General features: G+C 62.7%; 12 protein-coding genes and 2 riboswitches. Of the genes, 11 read left to right on the top strand and 1 reads right to left on the bottom strand.

The annotated features are described in order from the left end of the window. Positions 1-18: 18 nt before the first annotated feature. The gene (locus QMA15_RS11670; RefSeq protein ID WP_290284581.1) at positions 19-786 is read right to left on the bottom strand and encodes a sulfite exporter TauE/SafE family protein; all 768 of its coding nucleotides are present in this window, start codon (positions 784-786) and stop codon (positions 19-21) included. 199 nt (positions 787-985) lie between these two features. Further along, positions 986-1,081, top strand: a riboswitch (SAM riboswitch). Between the two features lie 284 nt (positions 1,082-1,365). Between QMA15_RS11670 and QMA15_RS11665 the strand changes: the two genes are divergently transcribed. The 11 genes from QMA15_RS11665 to QMA15_RS11620 all read left to right on the top strand — a co-directional run bounded on the left by QMA15_RS11665 (position 1,366) and on the right by QMA15_RS11620 (position 12,347). Beyond that, complete coding sequence (locus QMA15_RS11665) at positions 1,366-2,247, top strand: amino acid ABC transporter permease (RefSeq protein ID WP_153210940.1); 882 nt, start codon at positions 1,366-1,368, stop codon at positions 2,245-2,247. Between the two features lie 23 nt (positions 2,248-2,270). Beyond that, the gene (locus QMA15_RS11660) at positions 2,271-3,029 is read left to right on the top strand and encodes an amino acid ABC transporter ATP-binding protein (RefSeq protein ID WP_269456395.1); all 759 of its coding nucleotides are present in this window, start codon (positions 2,271-2,273) and stop codon (positions 3,027-3,029) included. 34 nt (positions 3,030-3,063) lie between these two features. Next, positions 3,064-4,035 (top strand): ABC transporter substrate-binding protein, encoded by a 972-nt coding sequence (locus tag QMA15_RS11655; RefSeq protein ID WP_020906671.1) that lies wholly within the window; start codon positions 3,064-3,066, stop codon positions 4,033-4,035. A gap of 10 nt (positions 4,036-4,045) precedes the next feature. Beyond that, complete coding sequence (locus QMA15_RS11650; RefSeq protein WP_020906672.1) at positions 4,046-5,155, top strand: FAD-dependent oxidoreductase; 1,110 nt, start codon at positions 4,046-4,048, stop codon at positions 5,153-5,155. An 8-nt stretch (positions 5,156-5,163) separates the two neighbouring features. Then, entirely contained in the window at positions 5,164-5,754 is a 591-nt protein-coding gene (locus tag QMA15_RS11645; RefSeq protein ID WP_050768581.1) for a GNAT family N-acetyltransferase, read from the top strand. Between the two features lie 17 nt (positions 5,755-5,771). Then, positions 5,772-5,866: riboswitch (SAM riboswitch) on the top strand. Next, the gene (locus QMA15_RS32765) at positions 5,860-5,964 is read left to right on the top strand and encodes a putative leader peptide (protein WP_019749498.1); all 105 of its coding nucleotides are present in this window, start codon (positions 5,860-5,862) and stop codon (positions 5,962-5,964) included. Its footprint overlaps the riboswitch before it by 7 nt. A 137-nt stretch (positions 5,965-6,101) precedes the next feature. Then, a complete protein-coding gene (locus QMA15_RS11640; protein WP_019749499.1) occupies positions 6,102-7,739 on the top strand; it encodes an ABC transporter substrate-binding protein in 1,638 nt (545 codons plus the stop codon). 2 nt (positions 7,740-7,741) lie between these two features. Further along, positions 7,742-8,740, top strand: coding sequence for an ABC transporter permease (locus QMA15_RS11635; RefSeq protein WP_290284576.1), 999 nt, complete (start codon positions 7,742-7,744; stop codon positions 8,738-8,740). Further along, complete coding sequence (locus QMA15_RS11630; RefSeq protein ID WP_290284574.1) at positions 8,733-9,623, top strand: ABC transporter permease; 891 nt, start codon at positions 8,733-8,735, stop codon at positions 9,621-9,623. The genes QMA15_RS11635 and QMA15_RS11630 overlap by 8 nt, the downstream gene beginning before the upstream one ends. Further along, a complete protein-coding gene (locus tag QMA15_RS11625; RefSeq protein WP_029254771.1) occupies positions 9,620-11,242 on the top strand; it encodes an ABC transporter ATP-binding protein in 1,623 nt (540 codons plus the stop codon). The genes QMA15_RS11630 and QMA15_RS11625 overlap by 4 nt, the downstream gene beginning before the upstream one ends. Then, positions 11,229-12,347 carry an LLM class flavin-dependent oxidoreductase gene (locus tag QMA15_RS11620; protein ID WP_290284571.1) on the top strand — a complete coding sequence of 373 codons (1,119 nt, stop codon included), beginning with the start codon at positions 11,229-11,231 and terminating at the stop codon, positions 12,345-12,347. Before QMA15_RS11625 ends, QMA15_RS11620 begins: the two co-directional genes overlap by 14 nt. The last annotated feature ends 23 nt before the right edge of the window (positions 12,348-12,370 follow it).

Here is a 12,370-nt window from a genome sequence, read left to right as displayed (position 1 = left end):
GCCGCCCGATGTGGGCGATCAAGCGAGAAGGCGCCACAGCCCGATCAGGCCGACGACGAAAATCGTGTAGCGCAATGCAGTGGGGGACAGGCGCCGTCCGTAGCGGGCGCCCAGGACGCCACCGCCGAGCGAGCCGACAGCGATCAAACCGGCTGCTGCCCAATTGATCTGATCGAACGCCAGAGTGATGTACATCCCCGCTGCAACGATGTTGACGAGCAGTGAGAGCAGGTTCTTCGCGCCGTTCATGCGTTGGAGGGTTTCAGGGAGGATGGCACCCATCACACCGATGAGAAGGATGCCCTGCGCGGCAGTGAAGTAGCCGCCGTAGATGCCGACCGCAAAGGTGCCGGCGGTCAGGAGCATCAGCCTCTTGGTGGACAGCGTCGTTTCTTCGGTGGAACGCTTCTTGGCCCACGCCTGGATGCGTGGTTGGAGGAGGACGAGCGCGAGAGCGAGGACCAACAGCACCGGAACGATGGTTTCGAACAGTTTCTCGGGTAGATGCATGAGCAACCAGGAACCGAGTAGTGCCCCGGCGAGTGACGCCGGAATCTGCCACTTCAGTCGATCCCACTGTCCGGACAGCTCGCGTCGGTAGCCCCAGGTGCCGGAAACTCCGCCGGCGACGAGCCCGACCGCGTTGGACATGGTCGCGGTCACGGGCGGCATGCCGAAGGCGACCAGCGTCGGGAACGTGATCAGCGTTCCACTGCCGACCACGGCGTTGATCGCGCCCGCACCGATGCCGGCCAGCAATATGAAGAAAGCGTCGAGTCCACTCACTCCGCAGACGGTACGGCAGAGGAAAAGTCGGTCCAGACGGCGGTCCCGGTCTTCGTTCGAACACTCCATTGAACACGTCGAACGCGGCTTCTGACACCGTTGAAATCAGTGCGATTCCAACCTGGTTGATCTTTCATTTCCCTTGCAGTGCAGGGAAATACAACATTTGACGACTAGGCATTTCGGGTCTAGTCTTTGCTCACCATCCAGAGCGACCGAGAGACCTGGCTCGTCGACGTCGCAGCAACCCCCCCGAGCGATCGGGAGCGGGTGCTACCGCCAGGACCGATGGAAGGCATCACATGGGTTCCACTTCGCACGCTCCGCACAGGCGCCGCCATATCGATCTGTGCCGCACCGCTTCGTGTCACTGTCGCTGACCGAACCGTCGTCTTCGCAACTCGAGCTCACCAACTCGAGACCACAGCTGCGTTCCCATTCCCCGAAAGGTCTATTCGTCATGTCCACTCCGTCAGGTAGCGCGCCGTGAGCGCGCCCACCGATGTCCGCCCCGAAAAGTCGGTGTCCGAGCCGCAACTTCCGGACTCGGAACTTGTCGTTGCTCGCACCTGGCACCCGCTGCGCTGGGTGATCAGTGCGGTCGTGCTGGTACTGCTTGCTCAGTTCATCCACGGACTCGTCGTCAACCCCGGCTGGGACTGGCCGACCTTCGCGCAGTACTTCACCGCGAAATCAGTGCTCGCCGCGCTGTGGATGACGATCAAACTGACGCTGTGGGGGACGATCCTCGGATTCGGTCTCGGTGTTTTCCTGGCACTCGGTCGGTTGTCGAAAAACCCGGTCCTGCAGGTGATCGCTTGGACCTACATCTGGGCCTTCCGCTCGATTCCACTCATCGTGCAGCTGCTCTTCTGGTTCAACATCACCTACCTGTACCAGACGCTTTCTCTCGGAATACCTTTCGGGCCCGAGTTCTTCACCTTCCAGGTCAGCGGTGTGATCGGCGGATTCACCGCGGCGGTCATCGGTTTGGCGCTGCACCAGGCTGCATACTCGGCCGAGATCATCCGCTCCGGAATCATTTCGGTGGATCACGGCCAGATCGAAGCTGCTCACTCGCTCGGTATTCCGCGCAGTCGCCAGTTCTTCAAGATCGTTCTCCCGCAGGCAATGCGAGCGATTCTCCCCAACGCCGCCAACGAGGTCATCGGACTCTTCAAGGGAACGTCGATCGTCTCCACCATGGCAATCGCCGAACTGTTCTACCAGGTGCAGGTCATCTTCGGCCGCAACGGACGAGTCGTGCCCCTGCTGATGGTCGCCACGATCTGGTACATCATCCTCACGACGTTGCTCTCGATCGGTCAGTACTACGTGGAGCGCCACTATGCACGAGGATCCGCCCGTGCGCTTCCGTTGACTCCGGTACAGAAGGCGCGCAAGAAGTTCGAAGAGATTCGCGATGCGCGTCTCGATATTCCGAGAGGTGCGACCCGATGACCGCAGAACTGGCCGAAGAGACGGTGTATGCCGTCGAAGCGCGCGGAATTCACAAGTCGTTCGGCACGCTGGAAGTACTTGCCGGCGTTGATCTCCTGGTCCGCAAGGGCGAAGTGACCGTCATTCTCGGTCCGTCGGGTTCCGGTAAGTCCACCTTGCTGCGCACCCTCAATCACCTCGAGAAGGTCGACCGCGGGACCGTGCGGATCGACGGAGAACTGATCGGGTACCGGCGCAAGGGAAATCGGCTCCACGAACTGCGTGACCGCGAGATCCTGAAACAGCGTTCGCACATCGGATTCGTGTTCCAGAACTTCAACCTGTTTCCGCACCTGACCGCGTTGGAAAACGTGGTGGAAGCGCCGCTCTCGGCCCAGAAGCGTGATCGTGACGAGGTGTACCGCGAGGCCCGCGCACTGCTCGAGCGAGTGGGAGTGGGGGACAAGGCGGACGAGTATCCCCGCCAACTCTCCGGTGGCCAGCAACAGCGCGTCGCGATAGCGCGAGCGCTGGCACTGCGGCCGGCGGTCATTCTCTTCGACGAGCCGACGTCGGCGCTCGACCCGGAACTGGTGGGCGAGGTTCTCGAAGTCCTCGCTCAGCTGGCCCGTGACGGCGCCACCTTGGTGATCGTCACACACGAGGTCGGATTTGCTCGGGAAGTGGCGGACACAGCGGTCTTCATGGACGGCGGCGTCATCGTCGAACAGGGCCCACCTTCGCAGGTGATCGACAATCCGGTCCACGAACGGACCAAAGCTTTTCTCTCCCGCGTCCTCTGACGCGACCCAGACTCATTCCCGGAAGGAAAAATTGATGTTCTCCCCATCCCGTCGCGCGACTTTTCTGATCTCGGCCCTTGCCACAGTCGGACTGCTCAGCGCTGCATGCAGCAGCGCGGACGCGGAGTCCGACGGCGCCCAGGTCACCGCTGCTGCGGGTTACAACCTCACGGCCGATCAGAACCGCATTACCACCGACAAGGTGGATTCCATCGCCGCCGAGCTACCTCAGGACATCCGCGATCGTGGCACGCTGCGCGTCACCGGCAGTGCCGGTTCCGCTCCGCCGCTCCGCTTCTACGCCGACGACGACACCACTCTCATCGGTTCCGAGACCGACTTCGCCTACTTGATCGGTGACGTTCTCGGTTTGAAGGTCGACCTGCAGACCGCAGACTGGGCACAGAACTTCGTTCGCGTCGATTCCGGCGAGGCTGATGCATTCCTGTCCAATGTGACTGTGACGGAAGAGCGTAAGGAGAAGTACGACTTCGCCACCTACCGACTCGACACCCTCGCCTTCGAAGCCAAGAAGGGCTCCGGGATCTCCATCAAGGAGCCCAAGGACGTCGCGGGTAAGAAGATCGCCGTCTCCTCGGGCACCAATCAGGAAGCGCTGCTGGTCAAATGGAGTGAGCAGAACGTCGCGGCCGGCCTGGCGCCCACCGACATCTCCTACTACCAGAACACCACCGACTACTACCTGCCGCTGCAGTCCGGCCGGATCGACGCCTACTTCGGACCGAACCCGTCGTCGCAGTTCCATGCCAAGCAGTCGGGTGAAACCGAAGTTGTCGGTGAGTTCTCCGGTGCAGGCGACACGCTGCAGGGTCAGATCGCGGTTCTGGTGAAGAAGGACAATGGCCTGATCAAGGCAATCAACGACGCGATCAACCACACGATCGAGAACGGCACGTACCAGCAGATCCTCGAGCGCTGGAACATCACGAGTGAAGCTGTCGACACGTCCCTGATCAACCCGCCCGGCCTTCCGAAGACCAAGTGAGCTCTCGTCCATGAGTGAGATTTTCGATGCGATCGTCATCGGCGGAGGACTCGTCGGGTCCTCCGCCGCCTGGCGGCTCGCGGCGCGCGGACGTAGCGTCGTTCAGCTGGAACAGTTCGGGCCGGGGCACAAGCACGGTGCGTCGCACGGTACTTCGCGCATCTACCGTCAGGCGTACGACAATCACCTGTACACCGGGTTGGCGGCCGACGCGCTGCCGCTGTGGCGGGAGTTGGAGACAACGACGGACATCGGGTTCCTGGAACTCACCGGTGCCGTTGATCACGGCCTGCCGCAGGCAGTGCAGTCCAAGGCGAAGATACTTCTCGAGGCGGGCATCAAGGGCGAGATCCTCACCCCTGCCGAGGCGTCCGCCCGTTGGCCGGGGCTGCGATTCGACACCACGGTGCTCCATCATCCCGATGCAGGCCGGTTGCACGCGGACCGCGCCGTGACCGCTCTGAAGGCGGGAGCGGTGTTTGCCGGCGCCGAGGTCCGTCACGACGTTCGGGTGTTGGCACTCGCGCGGGCGTCCTACGGCGTGGACGTGGTGACGGACAGTGGAACGCTCGCAGCTCGTCAGGTAGTGATCGCGGCCGGTGCGTGGACTGCGGATCTGATCGCAGACAGCGGTCTCGGCTCCGAGATCGTATTGCCGACGCTGCGCACGACGCAGGAACAACCGGCACACTTCGCACCGCTCGATCCCGGAGTCGAGTGGCCGAGTTTCGTCCACCACACCGGCGCAGAATTGGAGACCGCGGGGATCTACGGGCTCGGTTCCGAGGACGGGATCAAGATCGGCGAACACGCGACCGGGCCGGTGGTGACTCCGCAGACCCGTGACTACACCCCTGGTGTCGACGGAGAGCAGCGATTGGTGGAGTACGCCGAGTCGTGGTTGCCCGGTGTCGATTCCACCCGTGTCGAGTCGCTCACCTGCCTGTACACGAGCACGCCGGACAGTAACTTCGTCATCGACCGAGTCGGCGCCGTCACAGTGGCGGCGGGGTTCTCGGGGCATGGGTTCAAGTTCGGTCCGGCCTTGGGTGAACTTGTGGCGGACCTCGTCGACGGAACCACCATCGCTCCGGAAGTTTTCAGGCTGGGGGAGCGTTGACCAGATTCATGGAGGAAAGTGTTGTGGCACTGGAGCTCGGAACTCGGCAGCTCGAGGGTATCGGAGCGGTAGAGGTCTATTCGGTATCGCAGGACGATCCCTTGGCAGCTCCACTGATCGCGGAGTTGGCACTCGAATACAGTTCGCGTTACGGCGGGACTCGCGAAGCGATGCTCGAGGATCTCACGACGTATCCGGCAGAAGAATTTGCCTACCCGCAGGGTGCGCTTCTGGTGCTCACCCACGACGGTCTGCCGATCGCCGGTGGTGCGTTTCGTCAATTCGATTCCACCACTGCCGAACTGAAGAGAATCTGGACATCGGTCGACTATCGGAAGCGCGGCCTCGGCAAGGCCGTCGTTCGCGAGTTGGAACGAGAGATCGAACTTCGTGGATACAACCGGGTGTTTCTCACGACGGGTCCTCGGCAACCCGAGGCCGTCGCGCTGTATCTGTCCAGTGGATACACACCGCTTTACGACGCGTCACTCTCGCCCGAAGAGGTGGGCATCCACCCGTTCGAGAAACAACTTCGGGTCCTCGAAAATGTGACTCGAGCAGCAATTCCTACCGACCGGGTTGACAACACCCGGGTTTAACCTCGTACACTTGCGAACGACCATCCAGAGCGACCGAGAGACCTGGCTCATTGAAGTCGCAGCAACCCCCCGAGTGATCGGGTGCGGGTGCTACCGCCAGGACCGATGGAGGAACACGAAATGAAGGCAGTCGAAGGCGGTTTCGATACCGCCTGGTCGCGTCGTCACGTAGACCTGTGCCGCACCGCGGGATCTTTCTGTACCAACTGACCTCGGTCAGTCATTCACACTCAGGCGAGTCGTCGACAAGTCTGTTTTCTCTTCTCTCACAAGTGATTCGTGCTCGATCGCCTTTCTCGTCTCAGGCGACGGGTGCGCTCTTCGGCATGCCTCTTTAGGAGTTCTTGGTGTCTTCGCCCTCATTCGGTGCCCGCAAACGCGCGACCGTAATCGCCGGTATCGGTGCTGTCTCGGTTCTCGGCACCGTCCTCGCCGGCTGCAGCAGCGGGAGTGACAGTGCTGCCGACGCAGGCCCCGCCCAGTCCGGCGGAACCCTTCGCTACGGTCTGTCGCAGGCGCCGACGTGCGCCGATCCGGCCCAGGCCGGCAGTAACCAGACCGTGTATGTCACTCGGACCGTGGTGGATTCGCTGACCGATCAAAATCCCGACACCGGAGAGATCACCCCGTGGCTCGCCAAGAGTTGGGAGATCAGCCCCGACGCCGCTAGCTTCACGTTCGTCCTTCGCGACGACGCCACCTTCAGTGACGGCACACCGGTGACGGCGGATTCGGTGAAGAAGACCTTCGACTCGGTCAAGAATCTCGGACCGAACGCGTCGTTGGCGAAGAGTTACCTGTCCTCGTACACGGGTACCGACGTCGTAGATGCTCACACGGCGAAGATCAATTTCTCCGGACCCAATGTTCAGTTCCTGCAAGCAACTTCGACGCCACAGCTCGGAATCCTCGCCGATTCCACCACCGCGCTGGCATCCGAGCAGCGCTGCCCCGGTGCAGCGGTGATCGCCTCCGGACCGTTCGTGTACACCGACTGGCAGCAGGACAAGAGCGTCAAGATCGCCAAGCGTGCGGGATACAACTGGGCGTCGGACGCGGTCGCGCATCAGGGTGAGGCCTACCTCGACGGCGTCGACTTCACGGTGGTCCCCGAATCCGGTGTGCGGGCAGGCAGCGTGGCCTCCGGCCAGCTCGATGCGGTCAGCGATGCCCTTCCGCAGGATGCGCCGCAGATCGAGGGCGCAGGCGGACGAATCCTCACAAGGCCGAACCCGGGTGTGAGCTTCTTCTTCCAGCCAAACGTCAGTCGCGGCGTTCTCGCCGATCAGGCTGTTCGCCAGGCCATCATTCCCGCGATCAACCGCCAAGAACTCGTCGACACTGTTCTGGATCCGTCGTTCTTCCCGGCCACGAGCCCGTTGGCTCACACCACTCCGCTCTACAGCGACGAATCGAGTGTCGTGACGTACGACGCCGACAAGTCGGCGAAGCTTCTCGACGCGGCTGGTTGGAAGGCCGGCAGCGACGGTATCCGCGAGAAGGACGGGCAGAAGCTCACTTTCAGCGTCACCTTCAGTCCGGTGTTCTCGGGTAACCAGGCCATCCTCGAGCTCGTACAGCAGCAGCTCAAGAAGGTCGGCGTCGACTTGCAGCTCAACCTGGTCTCGAACGGTGAATGGACCGAGAAGGGAGTATCGGGTGATTACGATTCGCTGTATTACAACAGCACTCGCGCGGACGCCGACATCCTGCGGGCATCGTTCAGCACCGAGGGCCGCAACCTGAACCGTCGCGGCGCAGATCCGGAGCTCGACAAGGTACTCACAGACCAGCTTGCAGCCACGGACAACGGCCAACGCGGCGAACTGGTATCCACTGCACAGGAATTGATCCTCGACCGTGGACTCTCCATCCCGACCATCGAGCTCTCACAGGCCATCGGCGCCGGATCGAGTGTGCAGGACCTGAACTTCGAAGCCTCTTCACGCCTGCAGTTCTACGACGCATGGTTGTCGGGTAAGTAATCATGACTCGATACGTACTCACCCGACTGGGTCAGGCCGCAGTGGTCCTGTGGGCCGCCTTCACCATCTCGTTCGTGATTCTGTTCCTCCTGCCGAGTGACCCCGTCAGCATGGCTGCCGACTCGTCCGGTCAGGGTGTTGCAGTGGATCAGGCCGCGCTCGATCAGCTTCGGGCGCGGTACGGCTTGGACCAGTCGGTGTGGGTGCAGTACTGGACGTCGCTGACGAATGCTCTTCGCGGCGATTTCGGTACATCGATCTCCACCGGTCAGTCGGTGACGGATGCCATCTTCTCGGCGCTGCCCAGCACTCTGGTGCTGGCAACCACCGCCTTGGTTCTGGCCGTGTTGTTCGGAGTGGCGATCGCGTTCTTCGCTACCTACACCCGCAAGCGGTGGCTCGCGAACCTGTTGTTCTCTCTGCCGCCGCTGGGTGTGGCAGTGCCTACTTTCTGGGTGGGCCTGATTCTTCTGCAACTCTTCTCGTTCCGTCTGCACATCTTCCCGGCATTCGGAGACAAGGGATTCGCAACGGTGATTCTTCCGGCGATCACCTTGGCGATCCCGACCGGCGCGGTGATCGCGCAGGTGCTCACGACCAGCCTGCAGTCGACGCTACGTTCGCCGCACGTGGAGACTGCGTACGCCAAGGGCGCAAGCCGTTGGCGCGTGCAGACCCGTCACGCGTTGCGACTGGCGAGCATTCCGGCATTCACCATTGCCGGTGTGCTGGTCGGCACGCTGCTGGCGGGCTCGGTGGTTGTGGAAACGGTGTTCTCTCGCGCGGGCGTCGGCCGTCTGACACAGACGTCGGTGACGGCGCAGGACATCCCGGTGGTGCAGGGAGTCGTTGTGTTCGCCTCTCTCGTGTTCGTGCTCGTCAACCTCGCGGTCGACCTCTTCTACCCCTTGATAGATCCACGGATCATCCAGACGAAGAAGAGTCACACCGAAAAGTCGAATACCGAAAGCTCGACCGATCTGGAGCCGGCTCATGTCTGACACATTGAGCGAACCCCTACTCCTCGATCCGAGCGTCGAGGCGAAGGCACCTGTTGTTTCGCGCCGAGAGTCCACGGCCATCGGCTGGATCCGAAAGCCCGGCTTGGTGATTCCGGTGTTGATCGTGTTGCTTGCCATCGGCTTTGCCGTCGCACCCGGATTCTTTGCCAGCGGCGATCCGTTGTCCGGTGTCCCGGCGGACAAACTGCAGGGCCCGAGCCTGGCTCACTGGTTCGGAACCGACAATCTCGGACGTGACCTGTACACACGGTTCGTGCACGGCGCCGCGTTGTCCCTGACCGCAACCCTGGTGGCGGTCGGAATCGCATTGGTGGCGGGATCGATAATCGGTTTGCTCGCGGGCTTTGTCGGTGGCGTCGTCGACGCCGTGCTGATGCGCATCGTCGACGTGCTGCTGTCCATTCCGGCACTGCTGCTCTCGTTGGCCCTTGTCACCGCACTCGGCTTCGGCACCATCAACGTCGCCATCGCGGTCGGCGTCAGTATGGTCGCCAATTTCGCGCGAGTGATGCGTGCCGAAGTGATGCGGGTGCGCGGAGCTCAGTACGTCGAGGCTGCGTTCAGTTCAGGTGTGCAGTGGCTCGGTGTCCTGCGTCGGCACGTGCTTCCCAACTCCTACGCGCCGGTGGTCGCGCTGTCCGCTGTCGAGTTCGGGCAGGCAGTACTAGCCGTGTCGGCTCTGAGCTTCTTGGGATTCGGCGCCGTTCCGCCTACCCCGGAATGGGGATCGCTGGTATCCGAGGGACGCAATTTCCTCGCCAATGCCTGGTGGATGACAACACTTCCCGGTCTCGCGATTGTCGCCGTGGTCATCTCGGCACACCGTATCGGCCACGAGATCGAAAGGAACAACCGGCGATGAGCACGACCGAGGAACAGTTGCTTTCCGTCACCGACTTACAGATCGCCTACGGCGCCGAGCCCGCGGTATCCGGCGTGAGCTTCACCGTCGGTCGGGGCGAAGTAGTTGCGGTGGTCGGGGAATCGGGTTCCGGTAAGTCGACCACGGCACACGCGATATTGGGTCTGCTCGCCGGCAGTGGCCACGTCACCGGCGGGACCGTCGAGTTCGAGGGTGAACAGATCGACTCGTATTCCGACCGTGCGTGGCAGCGAATCCGCGGCGCGCGTATCGGTTTGGTGCCGCAGGATCCGACGACCTCGCTCAACCCGGTGACGAGGATCGGCGACCAGGTTGCAGAAGTCCTCCGGATCCACGGCCTCGCAGACCGTCGCAAAGCCCGGTTGGACGCCGTCGAGGTGCTCGAGCGCGCGGGTATCGACCGGCCGGAAATCCGAGCACGCCAGTACCCGCACGAGCTCTCCGGCGGTATGCGGCAACGAGTTCTGATCGGTATCGCGCTTGTCGCGAACCCCGCCCTCATCATCGCCGACGAGCCGACCAGTGCTCTGGACGTCACGGTTCAACGACGCATCCTCGACCACTTGGACGAGCGAATCGCCGAATCCGGTGCCGCCGTGCTCCTGATCACGCACGACCTGGGTGTGGCCGCAGACCGCGCGGACCGGATCCTGGTGATGCAGGGCGGCAGGATCGTCGAATCCGGCCGCACCGCAGATATTCTGGACAACCCGCGACACGAGTACACGAAGAAGCTGCTCGACTCGGCTCCGAGCCTGTCCTCGGGACCGGTCGATCGGCCGGTCCGTCAGGATACGAGCCCGCTGCTGACGTTGACCGGAATCACCAAGCGTTTCAACGTCGGACGCGGGAGTTCGATCACCGCGGTGAACGAGGTATCGCTGACTGTTCCGCGTGGTCAGACGGTGTCATTGGTGGGGGAGTCCGGCTCCGGCAAGTCGACCACGGCGCGCATCGCCGTGCGGTTGGAGCAGGCGGATGCCGGCACCATCTCCTTCGACGGACACGACATCACGAAGGTCAAGGGCAGCGATCTGCGCGAGCTGCGCCGAAAGATCCAGCTCGTGTACCAGAACCCCTATGCATCACTCGACCCGAAATTGTCCGTCCAGGACATCGTTGCGGAGCCGCTGCGGGCCTTCAAGGTTGGTGGACGCAGCCAGCAACAGAGTCGTGCAGCAGAGTTGCTCGATCAGGTTGCACTTCCCGAGCAGTTCCTGAGCCGCAAACCGGCCGAACTCTCGGGCGGCCAGCGTCAACGGGTGGCGATCGCTCGTGCGCTCGCTTTGAAGCCGGACCTGCTCGTTCTCGACGAACCTGTGTCCGCTCTCGACGTCTCGGTGCAAGCGCAGATTCTGGCGCTACTCGACGAGTTGCAGCGCGAACTGGGCCTGACCTATCTCTTCATCTCCCACGATCTTGCGGTTGTTCGCCAGATCAGCGACGTCGTCGGCGTCATGCAGGCCGGGCGATTGCTCGAAATCGGCACTACCACCGAGATTTTCGACAATCCCCGAAACGAGTACACACGCACACTTCTCGACGCGATCCCCGGGCGGGATCATTCGACACGAAAGGCCGAACATGTCCGAGCGTAGTTCCGGAGCATTCCTGGTCGGCCTCGAATTCGAGGGAACCGGAGCTCATCCGTACTCCTGGCGACGCGAGGATTCGCGCGCCGAAGATCTGTTCACGCCCTCGTACTGGGTGGACCTGGTGACCGCCGCGGATCGGGGCGGGGTGGATCTGGCGTTCCTCCCTGACTCGTTCGGACTGCAATCCGAGGGCCAGCACGCAGTGCGGGGCAGATTGGAGGCGGTTGCAACTGCGGCACGGCTGAGTGCTGTGACCTCGCGTATCGGCCTGATCCCCACTGCGACAGTCACGCACACCGAGCCGTTCCACATCTCCAAGGCCGTCGCGAGTATCGACTACTCCTCAGCGGGGCGGGCCGGCTGGCAGGTCGCGGTGTCCGACACCGCTGAGCAGGCGTCGTTGTTCGGCCGAAAGGCAGTGCAGGGCCCCGAGTCCGCGTGGGAGGAAGCGTCCGAGGCTGTCGAGGTGGTCAGTCGGCTGTGGGACAGCTGGGAGGACGACGCCGAGATACGGGACGCTGCTAGCGGACGATTCATCGATCGAGACAAGCTGCACTACATCGACTTCGAGGGAAAGAACTTTTCCGTCAAGGGGCCGTCCATCACGCCGCGCTCCCCGCAGGGGCAGCCGCTGATCGCCGTCGACGAGAGCAGGCCGGAGGCACGCGAGCTCGCTGTTGCGCGCGGAGATCTGATTCGGATCTCGGCAACCGACCTCGGCGTGGCCAACGCCACGGCCAAGCTGGTCCACGCGAATGCCGCTGCCCTCGGGCGCAGCGTCAGGGTTCTCCTCGACGTCGACGTGCTTCTCGGCGCTGATCGCGGAGCCGCCGACGACGCTCTGGCCGAACTCGAGGAATGGGCGGGAGCGCCGTACGCCCCGCATTCGCTGTTCTATCGCGGTGACAGCGCCGGCCTGACTGTCCTCCTTCGCGAGATCGGTGGGCTGGCCGGGGTCGACGGTGTTGTCCTGCGTCCCTTGGCTTTGGCTGCCGCAGTGGAGAAGATCGCGGCGGACGTGGTGCCGACTCTCAATCCGCGACCGACTACCGGCCCGACTCTGCGCGAGCGGTTGGGTTTCGAGTTGCCCGTCAATCAGTTCGCGTAGCGCGAACAGAGAACAGGAACACC

The sequence above is a fragment of the Rhodococcus sp. APC 3903 genome, assembly GCF_030407755.1.
GTDB classification, from domain to species: Bacteria; Actinomycetota; Actinomycetes; order Mycobacteriales; family Mycobacteriaceae; genus Rhodococcus_F; species Rhodococcus_F erythropolis.
The sequence above is the reverse complement of the archived record's forward strand: the minus strand, read 5'-3'. Positions and strand labels throughout refer to the sequence as shown.